The organism is Virgibacillus proomii (assembly GCF_018916875.1).
In the GTDB taxonomy this organism is placed as follows: Bacteria; Bacillota; Bacilli; order Bacillales; family Amphibacillaceae; genus Virgibacillus; species Virgibacillus proomii_B.
The window spans coordinates 377,102-398,770 of sequence record NZ_JAHLNO010000004.1; the positions used below are offsets into that span (position 1 = coordinate 377,102).

Annotated in this window: 21 protein-coding genes; 19 read left to right on the forward strand and 2 right to left on the reverse strand. The window is 35.9% G+C overall.

What is annotated here, in order from left to right:
- Position 1: 1 nt before the first annotated feature.
- From yqeH to KQI21_RS03090, 11 genes are all read left to right on the forward strand, one after another.
- Positions 2-1,102: a ribosome biogenesis GTPase YqeH gene (gene yqeH, locus KQI21_RS03040; RefSeq protein WP_216482556.1), complete on the forward strand. Its 1,101-nt coding sequence runs from the start codon at positions 2-4 to the stop codon at positions 1,100-1,102.
- Between the two features lie 13 nt (positions 1,103-1,115).
- Positions 1,116-1,955: a shikimate dehydrogenase gene (aroE, locus tag KQI21_RS03045; protein WP_216482557.1), complete on the forward strand. Its 840-nt coding sequence runs from the start codon at positions 1,116-1,118 to the stop codon at positions 1,953-1,955.
- A 1-nt stretch (position 1,956) separates the two neighbouring features.
- Positions 1,957-2,247 carry a ribosome assembly RNA-binding protein YhbY gene (yhbY, locus tag KQI21_RS03050; protein WP_216482558.1) on the forward strand — a complete coding sequence of 97 codons (291 nt, stop codon included), beginning with the start codon at positions 1,957-1,959 and terminating at the stop codon, positions 2,245-2,247.
- A gap of 11 nt (positions 2,248-2,258) precedes the next feature.
- Positions 2,259-2,825 carry a nicotinate-nucleotide adenylyltransferase gene (locus tag KQI21_RS03055; protein WP_216482559.1) on the forward strand — a complete coding sequence of 189 codons (567 nt, stop codon included), beginning with the start codon at positions 2,259-2,261 and terminating at the stop codon, positions 2,823-2,825.
- A complete protein-coding gene (yqeK, locus tag KQI21_RS03060; RefSeq protein ID WP_216482560.1) occupies positions 2,815-3,384 on the forward strand; it encodes a bis(5'-nucleosyl)-tetraphosphatase (symmetrical) YqeK in 570 nt (189 codons plus the stop codon). Before KQI21_RS03055 ends, yqeK begins: the two co-directional genes overlap by 11 nt.
- Before the next feature lie 3 nt (positions 3,385-3,387).
- Positions 3,388-3,744, forward strand: coding sequence for a ribosome silencing factor (rsfS, locus tag KQI21_RS03065; protein WP_216482561.1), 357 nt, complete (start codon positions 3,388-3,390; stop codon positions 3,742-3,744).
- A gap of 2 nt (positions 3,745-3,746) precedes the next feature.
- A complete protein-coding gene (locus KQI21_RS03070) occupies positions 3,747-4,490 on the forward strand; it encodes a class I SAM-dependent DNA methyltransferase (protein WP_216482562.1) in 744 nt (247 codons plus the stop codon).
- 146 nt (positions 4,491-4,636) lie between these two features.
- Positions 4,637-5,251: a ComEA family DNA-binding protein gene (locus KQI21_RS03075; RefSeq protein ID WP_216482563.1), complete on the forward strand. Its 615-nt coding sequence runs from the start codon at positions 4,637-4,639 to the stop codon at positions 5,249-5,251.
- A gap of 120 nt (positions 5,252-5,371) precedes the next feature.
- Positions 5,372-5,950, forward strand: a complete 579-nt coding sequence (locus KQI21_RS03080; protein ID WP_216482564.1) for a ComE operon protein 2 — start codon at positions 5,372-5,374, stop codon at positions 5,948-5,950.
- Entirely contained in the window at positions 5,951-8,215 is a 2,265-nt protein-coding gene (locus KQI21_RS03085; protein ID WP_216482565.1) for a DNA internalization-related competence protein ComEC/Rec2, read from the forward strand. It abuts the gene before it with no gap.
- A gap of 496 nt (positions 8,216-8,711) precedes the next feature.
- Positions 8,712-8,849 carry a hypothetical protein gene (locus KQI21_RS03090; RefSeq protein ID WP_216482566.1) on the forward strand — a complete coding sequence of 46 codons (138 nt, stop codon included), beginning with the start codon at positions 8,712-8,714 and terminating at the stop codon, positions 8,847-8,849.
- Between the two features lie 667 nt (positions 8,850-9,516).
- On the opposite strand, the gene KQI21_RS03095 is transcribed toward KQI21_RS03090, so the two are convergent.
- Entirely contained in the window at positions 9,517-9,651 is a 135-nt protein-coding gene (locus KQI21_RS03095) for a YqzM family protein (protein WP_216482567.1), read from the reverse strand.
- 364 nt (positions 9,652-10,015) lie between these two features.
- On the opposite strand from KQI21_RS03095, the gene holA reads away from it, so the two are divergent.
- Complete coding sequence (gene holA / locus KQI21_RS03100) at positions 10,016-11,050, forward strand: DNA polymerase III subunit delta (RefSeq protein WP_216482568.1); 1,035 nt, start codon at positions 10,016-10,018, stop codon at positions 11,048-11,050.
- 33 nt (positions 11,051-11,083) lie between these two features.
- Here holA and rpsT read toward each other — a convergent pair whose 3' ends face one another.
- Entirely contained in the window at positions 11,084-11,350 is a 267-nt protein-coding gene (rpsT, locus tag KQI21_RS03105) for a 30S ribosomal protein S20 (RefSeq protein WP_216482569.1), read from the reverse strand.
- A 637-nt stretch (positions 11,351-11,987) separates the two neighbouring features.
- Between rpsT and gpr the strand changes: the two genes are divergently transcribed.
- From gpr to grpE, 7 genes are all read left to right on the forward strand, one after another.
- Positions 11,988-13,094 (forward strand): GPR endopeptidase, encoded by a 1,107-nt coding sequence (gene gpr / locus KQI21_RS03110; protein WP_216482570.1) that lies wholly within the window; start codon positions 11,988-11,990, stop codon positions 13,092-13,094.
- A gap of 253 nt (positions 13,095-13,347) precedes the next feature.
- Positions 13,348-14,523, forward strand: coding sequence for a stage II sporulation protein P (gene spoIIP / locus KQI21_RS03115; protein WP_216482571.1), 1,176 nt, complete (start codon positions 13,348-13,350; stop codon positions 14,521-14,523).
- A 10-nt stretch (positions 14,524-14,533) separates the two neighbouring features.
- Positions 14,534-14,842: a hypothetical protein gene (locus tag KQI21_RS03120; RefSeq protein WP_216482572.1), complete on the forward strand. Its 309-nt coding sequence runs from the start codon at positions 14,534-14,536 to the stop codon at positions 14,840-14,842.
- Between the two features lie 1,194 nt (positions 14,843-16,036).
- A complete protein-coding gene (gene lepA, locus KQI21_RS03125; RefSeq protein ID WP_216482573.1) occupies positions 16,037-17,845 on the forward strand; it encodes a translation elongation factor 4 in 1,809 nt (602 codons plus the stop codon).
- 238 nt (positions 17,846-18,083) lie between these two features.
- Complete coding sequence (hemW, locus tag KQI21_RS03130) at positions 18,084-19,238, forward strand: radical SAM family heme chaperone HemW (protein WP_216482574.1); 1,155 nt, start codon at positions 18,084-18,086, stop codon at positions 19,236-19,238.
- A gap of 658 nt (positions 19,239-19,896) precedes the next feature.
- Complete coding sequence (gene hrcA / locus KQI21_RS03135; protein ID WP_216482575.1) at positions 19,897-20,928, forward strand: heat-inducible transcriptional repressor HrcA; 1,032 nt, start codon at positions 19,897-19,899, stop codon at positions 20,926-20,928.
- A 179-nt stretch (positions 20,929-21,107) separates the two neighbouring features.
- A complete protein-coding gene (gene grpE / locus KQI21_RS03140; RefSeq protein ID WP_216482689.1) occupies positions 21,108-21,662 on the forward strand; it encodes a nucleotide exchange factor GrpE in 555 nt (184 codons plus the stop codon).
- Positions 21,663-21,669 lie beyond the last annotated feature (7 nt).

Consider the following 21,669-nt stretch of genomic DNA (forward strand, 5'->3'; position numbering starts at 1 on the left):
TTTGAAAACAATCTATTGTCAAGGCTGTGGGGCGGTTATTCAGACAACTGATAAAAGTGAGCCTGGGTATACACCACCATCTTCACTAACTAAAGAAGATGTATTATGTCAACGATGCTTTCGATTAAAGCATTATAATGAAATACAGGATGTCTCTTTAACGGATGGCAACTTTTTAAAAATGGTTGGAACGATCAGAAATACGCGAGGTCTTGTCGTTCATATTGTTGATATTTTCGATGTAGATGGAACTTTAATTAGCGGCTTATCACGTATTGTTGGTGATAAACCGATACTGTTAGTCGGTAATAAAATGGATCTTATTCCTAAATCTGTAAACAAAAGAAAATTATTGCAATGGCTTCGTGCTCAAGCGAAAAAAGCCGGAATAAAGGTAGTAGATTGTTTTTTGATTTCTTCTATGAAAGGTCATGGGTTGGAAGCATTAACAGAACAAATTGAAAGACAGCGAAAAGAGAACAATGTTTATATCGTCGGTACTACGAATGTAGGTAAATCAACGTTTATTAATCGATTAATCAAGCAATCCACCGGTTATAGCGAAGTAATTACCACTTCTTATTTTCCCGGGACAACGCTTGGGTTTATTGAAATCCCATTAGATGATAATTCATCTCTAATTGATACTCCCGGTATTGTAAATAAACAGCAGATGGCGCATTATATTTCTAAGGAAGATTTAAAATTAATCACGCCGAACAAGGAAATAAAACCACGAGTATATCAGTTAAATTATGGACAGACTTTATTTTTTGGTGGTTTAGCAAGATTAGATTTTATAAAAGGGGATAAGCAATCGTTTGTTTGTTATTTTTCAAATCAACTACCCATCCATCGAACGAAGCTGGAAAAGGCAGACGAACTATACGAAAACCATTTAGGAGAATTATTATCCCCACCAACAAAAGCCTCTGTCGATAAAGTTCCACCGTTTATTAAGAGTACATTTCGAATAGAGACAGGTAAGTATGATATTGTTTTTCCTGGTTTAGGTTGGGTAAGTATTTTAGGAAAAGGGGCTACCGTAACAGCCCATCGGCCAAAAGGTGTTGCTGTTTCGATAAGAGATTCATTTAATTAGGAGGAGAGTACTAGTGGTATATCGTTTCGGCTTAATCGGATATCCAATTTCTCATTCGTTATCACCGTGGATACACGAACGGTTTATGGAGAAAACGTCAACCAAAGGAACGTATTCGCTATTTGAGTTTGCGCAACAAACACCTGTAGAAGAGATTGTCAAGCATTTAAAGTCCATAAACGTACATGGTTTTAATGTAACTGTTCCTTTTAAACAGCAGATCATGACTTTTCTGGATGAGATAGATCCGGTTGCTAATAGAACTGGAGCTGTTAATACGGTAATAAATAAAAATGGAAAATGGATAGGTTATAACACAGATGGAGTCGGCTATGTACGTTCTTTACAGGATAGGTTTCCAAACTTGTTTAAAATGACACCTCGTCGTGCGCTGATTCTTGGTGCGGGTGGTGCTGCTCGAGGGATCTTTACTGCACTGGTTCAGGTTCATTTTGATCAGATTGACATTGCTAATCGAACAAAAGAAAAGGCTGTTGCTATTTGTCGTCATGCAAATAATGACTCCCAAGTATTGTCCTTTGAAGAAGCAGAAGCAAGATTAGCGGATTATGATATTGTGATTCAGACAACTTCTGTAGGTATGAAGCCTAATATAGAGCAAACAATAATTACAAAAGAGGATTTTCCGTCGGCTGTGATTTATAGCGATATTATCTATCAGCCGATAAAGACGAAATTTTTGCAGCAGGCAGAAAAGAGCGGAGCACCTGTCCATTATGGTCATACGATGTTACTTTATCAGGCACAATATGCCTTTGAGATCTGGACCGGGAAAAAGCCGGATATTGGAATGATGGATGATGAGTTAGAGCAAATTTTGAAAGGAAGATAGTATGTTAACAGGGAAACAAAAACGTTTTTTACGTGCTGAGGCAAATCAACTGAAACCGATTTTTCAAGTTGGTAAAATAGGTGTAAATCAAAATATGGTTGCTCAAATTGAAGATGCCTTGGAGAAAAGAGAACTATTAAAAGTAAGCATTTTACAAAATTGCCTAGAAGATAAAACGATCGTTGCCGAACAATTAGCTGAAAGAACAGGTGCTGAAATTGTGCAAATTATAGGGAATAACATCGTTCTTTATAAAGAATCCAACAAAAATAAGCATATTCAGCTTCCGTAAAGGGTGGTATCATGCAACGAATTGGTATATTAGGGGGAACTTTTGATCCACCACATATTGGACATTTAATTATTGCAGAAGAAGTTCGGCTCGCATTACATTTAGCTGAAATTTGGTTCATCCCATCTTATACACCTCCTCACAAAGAAGAGGCGAAAACAAGTCCGGATCATCGGTTAGAGATGGTTCGGCTTGCTATTAAGGATAATCCTTATTTTAAGGTGAATACAGTGGAATTAGAGAGAAGCGGAAAGTCATACACGATTGATACGATAAAGGAATTGCAAAAAAGGTATTCAGATAAGGAATTTTATTTTATTATTGGTGCAGATATGGTTGAATATTTACCGAAATGGTATCGGATTGAGGAACTTTCCGAATTAGTTACTTTCGTTGGGGTGAAACGGCCAAATTATCAATTAAAAAGCAGTTTTCCTGTTAAAGAAGTTGATATACCGCTAATTGAAATTTCATCAACATTGCTGCGAAAACGATGTGCTAAAGGGGAATCTGTAAACTATTGGTTACCTCAATCCGTTTATCATTATTTGAAGGAGCATCATTTATATGGATATTGATACCGCGATAGAGAAAGTAAAACCACAGCTTACGAAAGAGCGATTTGCTCATTCATTACGAGTGGCTGATTTGTCTAAAAGATTGGCTAATCAGTTTGGAGAAAATGAATATAAGGCGGAATTAGCCGGTGTGTTACATGATTACGCCAAATATCGTTCAAAGGAGGAAATGGCTCGGTGGATTTTGACTACTTCTTTACCAAAGGATTTGCTTCAATATCATCATGAGCTATGGCATGGTCCGGTTGGTGCTCTGTTATTAGAAAAAGAACTCGGTATCCAAGACAAAGTGATCCAAGAGGCAGTTCGCTACCACACAACTGGTAAGGCGTATATGAGTAAGCTGGAAATGATTATTTTTTTAGCGGACTATATTGAACCGGGTCGAAAATTCCCCGGAGTGGATAAAGTAAGAGAAGTAGCAAAAAAGAATTTAGAACAAGCTTGTTTTATGGCATTAGCAAAAACTATTCAGTATTTACTCGGAAAACAGACTACCATCTACCCTGATACATTTCACGCATATAATTATTTTAATCGAAAAATAAGGAGGAATTAATTAGTGGAAAAAAAGAACATTGTGCAATTAGTGGCAGAAGCTTGTGATGATAAACGTGCAGAAAATATCTTGGTACTTGATATGAAAGAGGTCTCTTTAATAGCTGATTATTTTTTAATTTGTCATGGTAATAATGAGCGTCAAGTACAAGCAATTGCCCGAGGAATCAAAGAAAAAATGGAAGAAAATGAAGTTACTTTATATCGATTAGAAGGCTTTGATCAAGCTAGATGGATTTTAGTAGATATAGGTGACGTCGTTTGTCACGTCTTCCATAAAGATGAACGAGGTTATTATAACTTAGAGCGGCTTTGGGGAGATGCTACAGAAATTCCAGTTTTAACAAGACAGGATCAATAGCTATGGCATATGAACGAATGGCGGACCTCTATGATATATTTATGAATGACGCACCTTATGATAAGTGGGTTAAATTTACCGAGTCATTACTCGGTAATAAAGCAATCACTATAGCTGATTTAGGTTGCGGTACAGGAGAGCTTACATTAAGATTAGCGCAAAAGTTTGATCAAGTTATTGGTATAGATAGTGCTCCTGAGATGTTAGCTTATGCGGAACAAAAAAGTCGATTAGCGGATGTATCGGTTCAATGGGTCTGTCAAGATATAAGAAAACTTGACGGTTTCCGTAATCTTGGTGCAGCGGTTAGTTTTTGTGATGTCATCAATTATATAACGTCAGAGAGTGAGTTAATCCAGGCCTTTCAACAGATCAACAATGCTTTAAGTCCTGGAGGGATTTTTTTATTTGATATACACTCCATTGACTTTATAAGGAATTACTATTTGGACAAAACATTTGCTGATGTTACAGAAGATGCTGCATACATATGGTTTTGCTCAGAAGGAGAACACTCAGGTGAAATGTATCATGACTTAACATTTTTTGTAAAAAATAAAGAAGGCAACTACAAGAGATTTCATGAAGTTCATCAACAACGAACATTTTCAGTTGATTTTTATAAAAAAATTTTAGATAGGATAGGCTTTGAAAATATAAAAATATACGGTGATTTTTCGATAAAAGAAAATAGTGTAACCGAAAATACATCAAGAATTTTCTTTTCAGCAGAAAAAAGCAAGTAGTTATCTCTTTTTTTATGAAAAAGGAGTTTACATGGTACATGTGGAATAGACAGTATGAAAGGAGATTATGTTTTATACTGTCTCATACCTCTTCAGATAAAGCCTGAGCTAACTGTTATAAGTTAGCTAAAAGGAGGTGAACCCCAATGTATCCCACCAGTAAATTAAAAAAGTTTTTTTTCTTTATTGCAGTTCCTATAGCCATTATTATCGTGTTATTATTAGCGAATGAAAGAAATGAAAACCAAAAAGAGTCGTCTATTATAATTAATGAAAAGCCAAAGGAGGACTCAACAGACCCATTAGCCAATCAATCCTCAGAAGAAGCATCAGCAAGTACCCCTGTTTTTATTGATATAAAAGGAGAAGTAAAACAACCAGGAGTATATGAAATGAAAGCACAAGATCGGGTGATTGATGCTATTGAAACTGCAGGTGGATTTACAGCAAACGCAGATCAATCACAAGTTAATTTAGCACAAAAATTGCAAGATGAAATGGTAATTGAAGTAATTGCCAATAATGAGGATTCAGCTATCTCGACCACTTCGGGAGCTGCAACAACGGAAAAAATAAACATCAATCAAGCAACTGCTGAGGAAATTGAAGAATTAAACGGAATTGGGCCAAGTAAAGCAGCAGCAATTATCCAATACCGAGAGGAAAATGGAATATTTAAACAAATGGAGGACTTATTGAATGTATCTGGAATTGGCGAAAAAACGTTAGAAGCAATTCAAGATGATATTCAAATACCGTAGAAGTATATGTTCAAAAAGGGGATGAAAAAAGCGTAAGGCAGCTAAAATCGTCATTCTTTTTTGGACGACCTCTAGAGATATTAAATTATGATAACATTTTAAACAGAAGGGGAAACGGATATGGAACGGATTTCGTGGAATCAATATTTTATGGCACAGAGTCATTTATTAGCACTTCGCAGTACATGCACAAGATTAATGGTTGGTGCAACGATTGTACGTGATAAACGAATTATAGCCGGAGGATACAATGGTAGTGTTTCTGGCAGTGTACATTGCATAGATGAAGGCTGTTATGTGATTGATGGTCATTGTGTGCGAACGATTCATGCAGAGGCAAATGCATTATTGCAATGTGCTAAGTTTGGCGTTGTTACAGAAGGAGCGGATATTTATGTGACACATTTTCCTTGTTTACAATGCTGTAAGCAGTTAATCCAGGCTGGAATTCGCACCGTTTATTATGCAGAAGATTATCATAATCATCCATATGCTATTTCGTTATTTGCTGAAGCAAACGTAGCGACAAAAAAAGTGAAGTTGGATTATTTAATGGTAGATACGAATTATCGAGAGAAACAGCAGCTAATTCAAGAACTGTTCGAAAAGTTGGAACAAAACAAACTGGAAACGAATGAAATAGAACGATTAAAAGATGAAGCAATACGCTTATTTCACTTAAATGATAAAGGTGAGTAGATGACTGGATATTGGCATTTTCCTGCATTAGCAGCTGTCATAAGTATGTTTTCCATTTGGACTTCACCTTTAATCATCGGTGTATTTCTTATTTGGTTAAGCTATTTATTTTTAAAAAAGCGGATAGCCCTTCTTCCTTCCGTGCTATCCCTTCTATCTCTTCTATTTTTCTTCTCATATCTCGAGCCACTTGCAATAAAGGAACAGACACTTCGTTTTAATCAATCTAGAGAGCTTAGCGGAAAAATTATTAGCCTTGTTAAGCAAACCGATACTCACTTTTCCTTTACCCTACAAAATGATCAAACATCAACTAACATTCAAGTTATCCACTTTTATAAGAAGCCTCCAAAATCATTCGAAAAAAATATTCAGTATGGTTCTACATGTAAGTTAAATGCTGAAATAAAACTTCCAGAGACCAATAGTAATCCCGGACAATTTGACTATCGCTCTCATTTACAAACAAAAGGAATTTCCTATCAAGCTGTGTTAGCGGATGTGACCCAACTGCAATGTGAAGCTGGTAGAGGTTTATTACCAATTATTTATCAATTTAGAGATACCGTCTTAATCTATGTAGGTCAAACTTTAAGTGATGAAGCGGCGGCTTGGGTAAGAGCGTTAGTCTTTGGCGATGATTCCTATTTAGATGAAGATACGATAGAGATGTTTCAACGCTGGGGTATGAGTCATTTATTAGCAATTTCGGGATTACATGTGGGAATTGTTATTGCTTTGTTATATATGTTACTGGTAAAGCTGAATCTAATGACAAAAGAAAATGCACAGTGGGTGATATTCGGTTTTCTTCCATTGTATGCAGTTATAGCCGGCGGTGAACCCTCCGTCTGGCGTGCCAGTCTAATGGCCTGCCTGTTTATTCTTCTTTATAAAACAGGGATAAAATGGAGTGGTACGGATGTATTAAGTATTATATTTATATTGCTAGTTATTTTAAATAAGTTAATTATTTATCATGTAGGGTTTCAACTTTCATTTGCGGTTACTTTCGCTTTATTAATTTCGAAACAGCTGATTTTGAGTACAACATCAAGAATAGTGCAGATAATCTATATTAGCTTTATTGCACAAATTTCTATATTGCCAATTCAAATTTATTATTTTTCTTTATTTCAGCCATTTTCTATTTTGGTTAACATGGTAATGGTACCATACTATTCTTTTTTTGTTATTCCAATGATGTTTGGTTTACTGATATTTTCACCGCTTGCAATCGTTTCATTTCTAGATGGGATTTTTCTGGCTATTCACGAACAAGCAATGAATATTGTAAAGTTTCTCGATAACTATGTAAATTACCCATGGATAGTCGGCCCGTTACCTTGGGTAGTAGTCCTTGGTTTTTATATGCTATTTATTTTATTTATGCAGTTTTGGGAAAATAATAAGCAGTATAAAGCATTCTTGTGTGCTTGCTTGATGACAATCGTAATTATGGGATATACTTTACGACCTTATTTATCTCCCTGGGGCTTGGTGACGGTATTAGATATTGGTCAAGGAGATGCATTTGTCATTGAACTGCCTTACCGAAAAGGTGTCATATTAATTGATGCAGGTGCAACATTTTCGTTTCAGGAAAAGCAACCTTCCAGACGTATTTATGAACAAATTTTAAAGCCTTATTTATTCTCAAGAGGAATTGTTAAGATTGATGCGGTGTTTATCACACATGAAGATCTCGATCATAATGGCAGTATTCCGTTTTTGGTTGATGATTTTACGGTGGATTCAATTATAATAAGTAACTACTATGATACAAAACAAAAAAGTATTGTTCCCTTACCCGAAGAAACGAAGCAAATATTTGTAGAAGCCGCTTCTACAATTAATTTGCATGGTCAGCTCTTCCATGTTCTTGGTCCGATACGGGATAAGCGAGCTGCTAATGAAAATTCGCTTGTATTGTATACGAAATTTGGAGAAACATATTGGCTGTTTACTGGGGATATAACAAAGGATGAAGAGAGAGAAATAGTTAATGCTTATCCAAATCTTCAAGTAGATGTACTTAAAATCGCTCATCATGGCAGCAATACTTCCACCGATAAAAACGTATTGCAACAGCTTAAACCTCAGGTAGCGTTATTATCAGTTGGGAGAGAAAATCGTTATGGGCATCCTGCTTCTGAAGTAATTGAGACCTTGGATTCCATTCTGTTACTTCGTACAGATGAAAATGGAGCTATTCAATACCGGTTTAATCAACATACTGGAACATTTAAAACGTTTTGGCCATAAGCTATCATGAATTTCTTTATATTTTATCCCGTATGTAACTGGCAGTAAGACCTCCCTTCCATACTATGAGGTGAAATCTAGAAGGATAAGTGGAGGGCCAACTGTAAATCAAATGTCCGATTCTGTTCAGAGACCTTTAGGTCATACCTTTTGAGGTACTAACAATCAGTGAGGGATAAAAGAAAACCCCTGCTGATTGAAGATTTACTTTATCGAATTTAAATTTTTATCCCGTATGTAAGGTGCCGTAAGACTCCCACTTCAAGACCTGAGTTGATACAAAAGGGTCTAAGTGGGAGAAAACGGCACCTAAATGCCCGATTCGTTCAATTAACATTCAGTAGGAGATGGAAGAAAACTCCTACTGAATGAAGTTTCACTTTATCCCTGCCATAAGACTCTCATTTCAAGAGTTAAGGGAATACGAAGAAGTCTAAGCATTAGATAACGGCATCTAAATTTCGTTCGTTTGGGCTGACAGGACTAGAGAGACTGCTTGAATAGGCATCGCACGCAGAAAAAGCGTTTTTCTTTTTCAAGGACAAGGAAAGACTGCGTCAGCGATATATCACGATTTTTCAAGGACAGAGAGGCCACGGCAACAATACATCGCGATTTACAAGGAAAAACTTGACAGGAATACATCACGTTTTTTAAAACAATAGCCTCATTCTACTTCTTATCATTAAGATAAGGAAAAACTTATAAAAGACATAATAAAGCACACAATGATAAAAATATTTTAAAAAATAAAGAAAGGCATCCATATTCTTTAAACAATATGCTTAATAAATATACTAGCATTCGAGAGTACAAAAGGTTGGGAAATGAGAAGATCCTCTTTTTTATCAACTTTAATTATGAAACAGTCATCCATTTGATCCATTTATTTGTAGAAAATCTTAATCCGTTATTCCATATTTAGAAAAAAATAAAAGAACAAAGACAGGAAGTCGCTCGTTTAGTGACATACAAACGGCAGAACTTTTAACAATATAAAGAAAACATGCCCCTAGAACAGGGGTATGCCGACACCTCTAGCGGCAAGCCCGCTTTTAGTCGGCCTTCCTTTAGATTCGAACCGATGTTGACTACCGTAAGACAGATCGAAGTTACTTCGCTTAAGCGTATAAGCTAGACGAAACGATATCCACCATATAGAAACGGATATCGTTCCTATAATATTAGAAAAACTTGGCTTATCGCCAAGTCTTTAGCGAAAGCTGTAGTTTTTCTTATACTATAAACCCTAAAATTTTATACTTTCCTATAGTATAAAAAAGAGACTTTAAACAGTCTCTTTACGATCCCAACACACTGATTGTAACACCGATAGTGAATATTAATAAAAAGAAAACAAATGAAAGGGTGAAGCCCTTGATATTATCAACTACATCATTTGTTTTTGATTGCGTATCTTTTTCAAACTCGTTCATGTTAACCCCTCCCCATATATAAGTTAGATACGATAAAAAATCCACTGTATATCATATTCTAACACATAAACGTCTTCATTCCAAAATTAGAAAGACTTAACATCAATACTTTTACGTAAAAGGGAAAGTCTATAAGTAAAACAAATATCGTTTGGCTAGCTGTTCCTAGGGCAGTTATCCAAGCGTTGATATAGATTGGAGAGGGATCATTTCCAAGTAAAGTATCCCTCTCTGTTACCCTTTATGTTAAATCCTTTTAGACATTAAACAATAAATCGAAAAATGTATACAACAATTTCGCTCTTGCGATTATCTTTACAACGATTTACCATAAAGATATGTTGAAAAAGTTGGAGTGAATGGGATGGCTTATTTAGACACTTTAAAAAAGATTAAGAAAAAACAACTATCACCTGTATATTTATTTTATGGAAATGAATCCTTTTTTATACAAAATTTAATTATACAATTAAAGCGGGTTGTAATTCACAATGATGAAGACAATCTTGCCGTTTACGATTTGGAAGAAATGCCGATTGAAGATGTTATTGCTGATGTTGAAACATATCCTTTTTTTGGTGAACGGAAGCTCCTAATTGCTAATAACGCATCGTTCTTAAAAGCAAAGCAAGATAAAAATTCCGTTGAACATCAGTTGTCGATGTTAGAAACGTATCTAACAGCACCTGTAGATTATTCTATCTTAGTATTAACAGCACCCTATGAAAAAATAGATGAACGGAAAAAAATAACGAAATTAATAAAAAAACACGCTGTTGTTGCGAATTGTAATCCGATAAAGGAATATGAACTAAAAAAATGGATTGACGAACTTGCAAGTCAATTTAAGATTGAGCTGGCAAATGAAGTTTACGATATGCTGGAAGCAGAAGTGTCTACAAACCTATTGTTGTTGGAAAATGAGTTACATAAATTTTCGCTCTATGTAGGTGAAAATGGTCAAGTGACAAAAGAGATCGCTGAGGATTTAATGGCGCATACACCAACGAGTACTTCTCTCCGCTTAGTCGATGCCGTTATGAACCGTGACTTATATAGGGCAATAGCAATTTATAAAAATTTAGAAAAACAAAAGGAAGATCCAATTGCCATGATTGGACTGCTTGCTTTTCAGTTTCGGACTCTTTTACGGGTTAAACTATTAAGGCAAAAAGGGTATACACAAGCGCAAATGGAGAAAATACTCGCAATTCACCCATATGTAATCAAAATTGCATTAAAACGAGAAAAGCATTTTACAATTGATTTGCTTACATATATTATGAATGAGTTTGCCGAAACAGACAGGGTAATAAAGCAAGGTAAAATGGAAAAAGAGTTGGCATTCGAAATGCTACTTTATCATTTGGTCACAGGCCAAGCAACGAAAGCACAATAAATAATAAAAAAACGATCCTGTGGGATCGTTTTTTTATGCTCCAAGCTGATTAATTCGTTGCTCTAAACGGGATTTTTGACGGTTGCCAAAATTTTGGTGTACAATTCCTTTTCCTATTGCTTTATCAATTGCTTTCTTTGCAGCTTGATAAGCAATGCTTGCATTTTCTTTATCTTTTGCTTCAATAAGTTTTTCTACTTGTCTAATTTGTGAACGCATTGCAGATTTTTGTGTATTGTTATTCAAACGTTTTTTGTTATTCGTTTCTACACGTTTAATTGCAGATTTAATATTAGCCAATGTCTTTCACCTCCTAAATCATCTTTGTAGAGATGTATATGGGTTATTATCCTCAGGCAAATTATTCCGTTGATACAATTATGCTTTGTCTTTGGACAAAGGTCATTTTACCAAAGGAAACGGTTGTTTTCAAGTAGCTTTGTCGAAGAATAGAAAAGTTTTTCTAAATACAAAGATAAGATTAACAAGAAATTTAAAAAATTAAACTTATGACAATCTGTAAATAGATATTCAAACAGCCAAGTGAAAATGATGCAGCGAATTTCCATTTTACATTAGCGTATATAAAAATTTTATGTAGAAGGATATTTTTCTCCCACATGTAAGGATACTTATTTTTCCACTTTAAACAATATTTATTAGCTTGAGAACTATGTCAGAGAATCATCTTCTAAATCCCAATTCGTTCTAGATGAATGAGTTTGCAAAATTGGTTCAAGCTAGAAATAAAGGAAACTTCATTCAATAAGTTTTTCCTTCACCCTCTATGGAATGTTAGTACCTTAGGGTATGACCTAAAGGCCTTTGAACCGAATCGAGTATTTAGATGTCGATTTCCTCCTATTTTCTATCCCTCTTGAAGTGGGAGCCCGGCATCTTAAATGCGGATAAAACATATGTAAAGGATGAGCGATGGATGGATCAAGCAAATGAGAATATTGTCCCGTATCAAGTTAGAACCGATCTTGCCGTGGAAGCAAAGGATATGTATGTTGAAAATCAACAAAAAACAGAACAGGAAATAAAAGGGGTAACCATCAAAGAACGTGAAGAAAAAGGAATAAAAATATCCTGTGTAGAAATTGATGAAACAGGAGCTGAGCTACTGCAAAAGAAGGCGGGAACATATATTACCATCTATGCTGATGGGGTGAAACGTCAGGACACGAAAAGACAGGAGCAAGCAGCGAAAGTATTAGCAAAGGAGTTAGAAGCATTAATTGCTGCCAACAATATCTTTAAAGATGGTAAATGCTTAATCGTCGGATTGGGAAATTGGAATGTTACACCAGATGCGCTAGGGCCGATGACGATAGAAAAAGTGCTAGTGACAAGTCATTTATTTGAACTGGAGCATGAAACGGTTGCAGAAGGCTACCGGCCTACTGCTGCTATAACTCCCGGTGTGATGGGGATAACCGGCATTGAAACGAGTAATATTATTTTTGGGATTGTAGAAAAATTTAAGCCGGATTTTGTTATTTGTGTTGATGCCTTAGCTTCAAGATCAATTGAAAGAGTTAACGAAACCATTCAATTGTCCAATACTGGTATTCATCCAGGCTCTGGTGTTGGTAATAAACGTAAAGAAATCAGTAAAGAAACACTAGGTATTCCAGTTTTTGCTATCGGTGTTCCTACTGTCGTAGATGCGGTGACGATTGCTAGTGATACGATCGATTTTTTGTTGAAGCATTTTGGAAGGGAATGGAAAGAAAAAGATAAGCCATCTAAATCTTTAACTCCTGCTGGTCTCTCATTTGGAAATAGAAGTTTAACGGATGAAGATATGCCAGACAAGGAAAAACGACAAACGTTTTTAGGTATTGTCGGCAGTCTTGATGATAAAGAAAAAAGAAAACTGATTACCGAAGTCTTAACACCGCTTGGACATAATTTAATGGTTACACCAAAAGAAGTCGATGGGTTTATGAAAGATATGGCAAATTTACTAGCTAATGGTGTTAATGCTGCATTGCATGAAACCGTGGATGTTGATAATTTTGCTTTTTATTCAAGATAAAAAAGAGTATACAAAAAATGTAGTGAGCATTCTAGTATTCAGCTTAAAGACAGACGTATTCAAATGAAAGAGCTGAATAGGAATGCTCTTTTATTTTTTCGAAATCATAGAAATACTAAAGATATGCTTACGCGAGGGACTTTTTTACTCTGGATTGAATCTATTTTGAGGTTCTAGTTTTGGAATTCACTTCATAGAGTGAACTATAGAAAATGATAGTGTTATGAAGTTGCATTTCAGAAAGGGTGGAACCATGCAATGGAAAAGTAACTGGCTGCGCTTATTTTATCAAAAAGGCAGTGTTTATTTCATTGGTTTTGTTCTATTATTTTTATTTATTGGAATAATGACTACGGTAAAGCCTGCTTATCGACTATCATCTGAAATTATTACCGGATGGACAAGTGATATTGATAGTTCATTTTTCTATTATTTACTGAGCTTGGAAAATCGTGCCTTTCAACAAAGTTATCCAACTGATAAAAACAAGCCAAATGTCTTAACAACCTTATTTAAAGTAGCAACCAACCTTACACCCAAAGATCCCCGTAGCTTAATAAGAAATGAAATACCTGGGTTCTCCAGTTTTGATAATCAAATTTTAATTGCTGGTAAGGGAACCAACTTTACTAATTTTCCTATTGAATCCTCACCCCCCTTAAAGAACGTTTTAAAAGAACGACAAGCTTTTATTGATCAGCAAGATAAAGAAACGGAGCAAAACGAAGAATCTAAAAATGATAACCGCACAAAAAAATCACATCCTACAACCGGAGATAAAAATGTTGTGTTTTTGTATAACACGCATAACCGAGAATCATTTTTACCACATTTACCTGATGTATCTGATCCAAATGAAGCTCATCATAAAGAAGTAAATATTACCAAGGTAAGTGAACGGTTAGCAACATCGTTAAAAGCGAATGGCATAGGAACAAAGGTGGATAATACTGATATTATGAGTGAACTGAACAATAAGGGCTGGGACTATGGAAAATCTTATAAAGCCTCAAGAGAAATTGTTCGTGAGACTGTTGCAGCGAATAAAGACATTACCTATGTTTTTGATCTGCATCGTGATTCAATCGATAGGAATAAAACAACAACGAAAATTAACGAACAATCATATGCTCGAGTTATGATTGTTATTGGTGCAGAGCATGATGCGTATGAAAAAAATCAAAAACTAGCAGCAAAATTACATTATTTATTGGAAGAAAAGTACCCTGGCTTAAGTAGGGGAGTGTTTACTAAGAAAGGTGCAGGGACAAATGGTATATTTAATCAGGATTTATCAGAAAATGCGTTACTGTTGGAGTTTGGTGGAGTAGAAAATAATATAGACGAGCTGTATCGTTCAGCTGATGCATTCGCAGATGTATTTAGTGAATTATACTGGGATGCCGAGAAAGTAAACGCCGATTCTTAGGAGGGTTAATATGGCAAGATCTGTGATTATTCTTTTGTTACTGGCAATTTGTTTTTTAACAGGGGTAGTTTACGGTAATCAAGGTACAGTGAATAAGGAACAAGAATCCATTGCCTCAGACAAGACGGAGGAAATAACTTTACCATCTATCGAAAAGATAAATAAAGCAACTAGTGAGGAAAACAGTGCTCCTCTTGCAGAAGTAGAAGCTCCGGCCCCGGTAACGGAGAAGACAGCTTCTATACTGGAAGCAAGTATTACAGGATTTTATGAGATTGTGGTCGAAATTTTATATCAAATATCACAGCTGTTTTTTTAAGTTGTTAAGAAACTATCCGTTCTGATACTATTAAAGGTCGCTGTTAAAAATGTTAGGTTCTTACAATTTATCAACAAGTTGATCGATTGTAAGAACCCTGGTACGTCCATTAACCACCTTGCCAATTTCTGCTAGTAATCGAGCTTAGCTTAGTTTGACTGATCCCTAATTGGAAAATTCTTGAACATGATATACTATTGGTTTTGACGAATTTAACTTATTATTTTTCTATATGTGATGCTTGAACAGATTGAATTATTCAATATGTAGTATAGTATCACGTTTTTATTCTTGTCTAGGAAATGATATCCGTTTTGCATGGAGGATAACTTTTTGAAAAAGTTGCTTCGTCTAGCTCCAGCGCTCAAGCGACTAGCAAACTTCAGTCTTCTTCCTACGATAAGTCAACATCGGCTCCTGCGTCACCGTGTTTTCTTTATCTCGTCAGAAGACCTCCAGTTTGTCGTCGCTAAGCGAGCGCCTGCGCTTTTGTGTCTAGCTTCAGCGCTCAAGCGACTAGCAAACTTCAGTCTTCTTCCTACGATAAGTCAACATCGGCTCCTGCGTCACCGTGTATTCTTTATCTCGTCAGAAGACCTCCAGTTTGTACGTCGCTAAGCGAGCGCCTGCGCTTTTGTATCTAGCTCCAGCGCTCAAGCGACTAGCAAACTTCAGTCTTCTTCCTACGATAAGTCAACATTAGCTCGAATCTAAAGGAGGCCGACTAAAAGTGGGCTGCCGCTCAGGCATCAGTAAATCCCTGTTTAGAGGCATGTTTTTTTATCCCGAATGTAAGGAGCCGTATTTCTACCTTTGAAAAATATCTGCTTATTATTTTTCGAACTTTAGAAACAAACGCTCTTAAATGCCCGATTCGTTTCGGTAGACAGGACAAGAAAAGCTTCGATAGCAATACCATCGCACGCAGAAAGTGATTTCCTTTTCAAGGACAAGGAAAGCTACGACAGGATACATCGCGGTTTTTTAAGGGAAAAAGTACTCCTTGAATGAAGTTTCACTTTATCTCGTCAGAAGACCTCCAGTTTGGTACGTTACTAACCGGGTGCTTCTAGCTTTTGTTCTTGAATATCAATGGTTCTACTGCTATAATCTAACCTAGTCATTGGCGTAGTTAATTTTGGGATTTCTATCTGTTGGAATACAGGTGGAAGGAAGTAGGAGTGAACATCATTAATGGCAGAAAATCAAAGAAATGTACGGAACTTTTCGATTATCGCTCATATTGACCATGGAAAGTCAACATTAGCTGATCGGATTTTAGAGCGAACACAAGCAATTTCACAACGAGAAATGAAAGATCAGCTGCTTGATGCTATGGATTTGGAGAGAGAGCGTGGTATTACAATAAAATTAAACGCAGTTCAGCTTAATTATACAAGTAATGCTGGAGATGAATATCTTTTCCATTTGATCGATACACCTGGACATGTTGATTTTACATATGAAGTATCGAGAAGTCTTGCAGCTTGTGAAGGTGCTATCTTGGTGGTTGATGCTGCTCAAGGAATAGAGGCGCAAACGTTAGCAAACGTTTATTTAGCTTTGGATAACGACTTAGAGATCATTCCTGTCATCAATAAAATAGATTTACCAAGTGCAGATCCAGAGCGTGTCAAACAAGAATTGGAAGATGTAATTGGGATTGATAAAGATGATGTGATTCTTGCTTCAGCAAAAGCAAATATTGGAATAGATGAGATTTTAGAACGAATTATTGAAACAATCCCGGCCCCATCTGGTGATCCAGAAGCACCTCTGAAAGCTCTGATTTTTGATTCTCTCTATGATTCGTATCGTGGTGTTATCGCAAACGTTTGTATAAAAGAAGGGTCTGTTAAAGTTGGCGACAAAATAAAAATGATGGCAACTGGCAAAGAATATGAAGTTAACGAGGTTGGTGTATTTCATCCTAAACCAGAAAGTAAAGATGAATTAATTGTTGGTGATGTCGGTTATTTGACAGCATCGATTAAAAATGTAGGCGATACTCGGGTTGGTGACACGATCACACTGGTAAGCCGCCCGGCAACAGAACCTTTACCGGGATATAAGAAATTAAACCCAATGGTATTTTGCGGTCTATATCCGGTAGACTCTAAAAATTACAATGACTTACGAGAAGCATTAGAGCGGTTAGAATTAAACGATTCATCCCTTCAGTATGAAGCGGAAACATCTCAAGCATTGGGCTTTGGCTTTCGCTGTGGCTTTTTAGGATTATTGCATATGGAGATTATTCAAGAACGCATTGAAAGAGAGTTTAATATTGATTTAATTACAACCGCCCCAAGTGTTATTTATGAAGTGGAGCAAACGGATGGAGAAACCATTTCTATTGATAACCCATCATTTATACCCGACCCTCAACAAATTAATGAAATACGAGAGCCATATGTAAAAGCAACGATCATGGTGCCAAACGAATTTGTTGGTGCGGTAATGGAAATATCACAAAAAAAACGCGGTCAATTTATTGATATGGAGTACTTAGATGATATTCGGGTTAATGTAATTTATCATATTCCATTATCTGAGATTGTTTATGATTTCTTTGATCAGCTCAAATCACAAACGAAAGGTTATGCTTCGTTTGATTATGATTTAATTGGTTACCGTCCGTCAAAATTAGTGAAGATGGATATATTACTAAATGGGGAAACAATCGATGCATTATCGTTCATAGTTCACCGTGATTTTGCTTACGAGCGTGGAAAGCAGATTGTAGAAAAACTAAAAGATCTTATCCCAAGACAGCAGTTTGAGGTTCCCGTACAAGCTGCGATTGGCAATAAGATTATCGCTCGTTCAACGATCAAAGCAATGCGAAAAAACGTACTCTCTAAATGTTACGGGGGAGACATTTCACGAAAACGTAAATTACTGGAAAAGCAAAAAGAAGGTAAAAAACGAATGAAAATGATTGGATCCGTGGAAGTTCCCCAAGAAGCCTTTATGGCAGTTTTGAAGATGGATGATGATTAAATCAAGGGTACAAGCTGGAAAAATTGTCATTAGCTCATATGATCACCCGTCCTGCCACCGTTTTAATGGTCGGCTAGGACGGTTTTTAAAAATGAAAAATAATTAAGCGTTGTTTATAACAGTTATGAGATATGTTAGTTTTTTAGCCGCTTAACAACTTTAATTGTTTCATTCGCTTTTAATAATCTGTATAAGTTACAATATTATTCTGCTTATTATTATAAAGAAGGGGTATGTTATGAATTTAATTCAATCTGTTTATGTGCACATACCATTTTGCCAGCAAATTTGTCATTACTGTGATTTCACCAAGTTTTTTTATAACGAACAATTGGCAAATGACTATATAGATGCGTTAAAACAGGAAATTTCCACTTATGTAAAGGAAAATAATACAAAGATCCGTACCATTTTTATTGGTGGAGGAACCCCGACTGCTTTAACTGTTGATCAATTAGAAGGAGTGTTAGAACAACTAAGTTTGAAATTTGATTTAACAGTATGCGAAGAGTTTACGATTGAAGCTAATCCGGGAGATTTTAGTGAGGAAAAAATAAAATTATTGACGTCGTATGGAGTTAATCGAGTGTCTTTAGGTGTTCAAGTATTTGATAATGCCATGCTAAAGGAATTAGGCAGAATTCATACCGTGCAAGATGTATATCATACGATTGAACTTTTACAGAAACATGGCATAGATAATATTAGTACGGATTTAATCTATGCACTTCCAAATCAGTCGATTGCTCATTTTAAAGCATCTTTACAGGCAGCAATGAGTTTAAATCTACCACATCTTTCGACATATGCCTTGCAAATTGAGCCCAAAACCGTTTTCTATCAACGCTATAAAAAGGGCAAGCTACATCGTCCTGCACAAGAGGACGAAGTGCAGATGTATGAAATTTTAAAAGCAACAGCTAAAGCAAATGGATTATTACAATATGAGATTAGTAATTTTGCTCGGCCAGGATTTGAAAGCAAGCACAACTTAACTTATTGGAATAATGAATATTATTACGGTTTTGGCGCAGGAGCTTATGGTTATTTACCCGGTAAACGTTATGGTAATATTCGTCCACTGCCTGCCTATATCAAACAAGCAAAACTAGATGGAAAACCAATCTTACACATCGATTCAATTGGTAAAAAAGAACAAATGGAAGAAGAAATGTTTCTTGGATTACGAAGGATGCAAGGAGTAAATAAACGTCATTTTGCAGCTAAATTTGGAATTTCGGTGGATCAAGTATACCGTTCGTCTATTGAAGAACTCATACAAAAAGGTTGGTTAATAGAGGATGTCAATACAATTGTATTAACGGAAGAAGGTAAGTTATTGGCTAATGAAGTATTTGAGAGGTTCTTACTTGAAGAGGAAATGCTAAAATAGTCAATGTTTTAACAATAGCCTGTATGCTATGATACAGGTGTTTTTTCTTTCTGTTTAGAAATGATAACCGTTTTCTATAATATGGCTGTTTAAAAGTAGCTTCATCTAGCTGATGTGCTTCAAGCGACTAGCAACAACATGCAGAAAAAGCGTTTTTCTTTTTTAAGGGTAAGAAGAACTACGACAGCAATACATCGCTCAAAGAAAAAGTGTTTTTTCAAGGACAGAGTATCTTCGACAGTAATACACCGCAAAAAGTTCTTTTTTCATGGACGCTTGCGATCTTAGCCTTTGATCCACTACAAGGAGAAAAACAATCCTTGAATGAGGTTTTACTTTATCCCGCATGTAGGGTGCCGTAAGACTACCAGTTCAAAATTATAGAGAATACGGAGAAGAGTCTAAATTGGAGAAACGGCACCTAAATGCCCGATTGGTTCATCTAACATTCCGTGTAAAAAGCGTTCCACGGAATGAAGTTTCACTTTACCACGTCAGATATCTCCAGTTTGTACGTCGCTAACTGAGCACTTCTCGCTTTTGTTCTAAAAAAAATCAATCGTTGCTATGCCATTTCATTGACAAAAAAAAGCTGATTTGATACTTTATTATTAGAATTAGCACTCGAAAGGTATGAGTGCTAACAGAGGTGATCATCATGTTATCAAAAAGGCAGTTAATGATACTACAAGTCATTATTGATGATTTCATCAAGTCAGCACACCCTGTTGGCTCACGTGCTATTGCAAAAAAGGAAGTTATTCCATATAGTGCTGCAACTATTCGAAATGAAATGGCAGACTTAGAGGATCTGGGGTTTCTTGAGAAAACTCATTCATCATCTGGTCGTATTCCTTCTGAGAAAGGATATCGCTACTATGTTGACCATCTAATTTCGCCAACTATTTTAAAACAAGAAGGTAATGTAATTAAACACATTATTAAAGATGGCTTTTTTGAGTTTGAACAACTTGTACAAATATCAGCGGAAGTTTTATCGGAGTTGACGAATTATACCTCTATTATACTGGGGCCAGAAATTTTCGATACGAAATTAAAACAAATACAAATTATTACGATATCACCTAATACAGCTGTTGCTATTCTTGTAACAAACACTGGTCATGTAGAACATCGGACTTTTTCCATTCCAGAGAAAATTAACCCTTCTGATTTGGAAAAAATGGTCAATATTTTAAATGAACAGCTTCATAGTGTGCCGATCCTACAATTGGCGGAAAAATTCAATTCGGAAATTGATGCCATGATGGAAAAGTACGTATCCAATTTGGATAAATCGTATCAATACTTGAAAAATATTTTCTTTCAGGATCATCCGGTAAAAGTATATATTGGTGGTAAGTCGAATATGTTAATGCAGCCAGAGTTTAATGATGTTGATAAGATACGTGATTTTTATGCAATGATTGAGAATGAAGAAGAGATTGCCAACTTATTGAAGCAGGCAAAAGACGGCATAGAAGTATCGATAGGAAAAGAGAACGATATCGAAGCAATCAAGGATTTTAGTTTAATTACTGCATCCTATCATTTGGCTGAAGGACAGATGGGAACGATCGCATTGTTAGGTCCTACGAGGATGGAATACCGTAGAGTCATCTCATTATTAAACATCCTTTCTCATGAAATGACAGAGGCATTAGATATGTGGTATAAACACAATGAGTAACTTGGTTTTAGCGGTCCATTTGTTATGAATGAATTAGCAAACAATGGGCAAGTTTCAGTAAAAGCCCATTGTTTCGTTCCGGAGCTTAACATGTTATAGTGTAAGGTGGTTAATTTAAATTGGAGGTGTCTGACGTGGAGGAACAGAAGAAACAGGAAAATACAGCTACAGATGAAGGAATGGATATAAAAGAACAGGTGACAGAAGATGCAGTTGAATCTGCTGAAGTCATTGATACCGAAGAAACAGATGAAGCAAATGACGTTAACGATGAGACATCAGAGTTAGAACGTAAACTGGAAGAGCTGGAAGTGGAAAAAGATAAACTTTATGATCGCTTATTACGGATTCAAGCAGAGTATGATAATTACAAAAAACGAACGTTGAAAGAACGGGAAGCCGATCGTAAATATAAGTCACAAGATCTGATTGAAGAATTATTACCAGTTTTAGATAACTTTGAACGTGCATTGCAAGTAGAAAAAACAGAAGCAACCGCTAGTATTATAGAAGGCATTACAATGGTCTATAACCAGATTAAAGAAGCACTTGCGTCACAAGGTGCCGAAGAGATCGCTTCTGTCGGAGAAGAATTTGACCCTAATATACATCATGCGGTTATGCAAATTGAAGATGAAAGTCAACCATCGAATATAGTCATAGAAGAATTACAAAAAGGGTACAAACTAAAAGATCGCGTTATTCGACCAGCAATGGTTAAAGTAAATAAATAATCGTTTT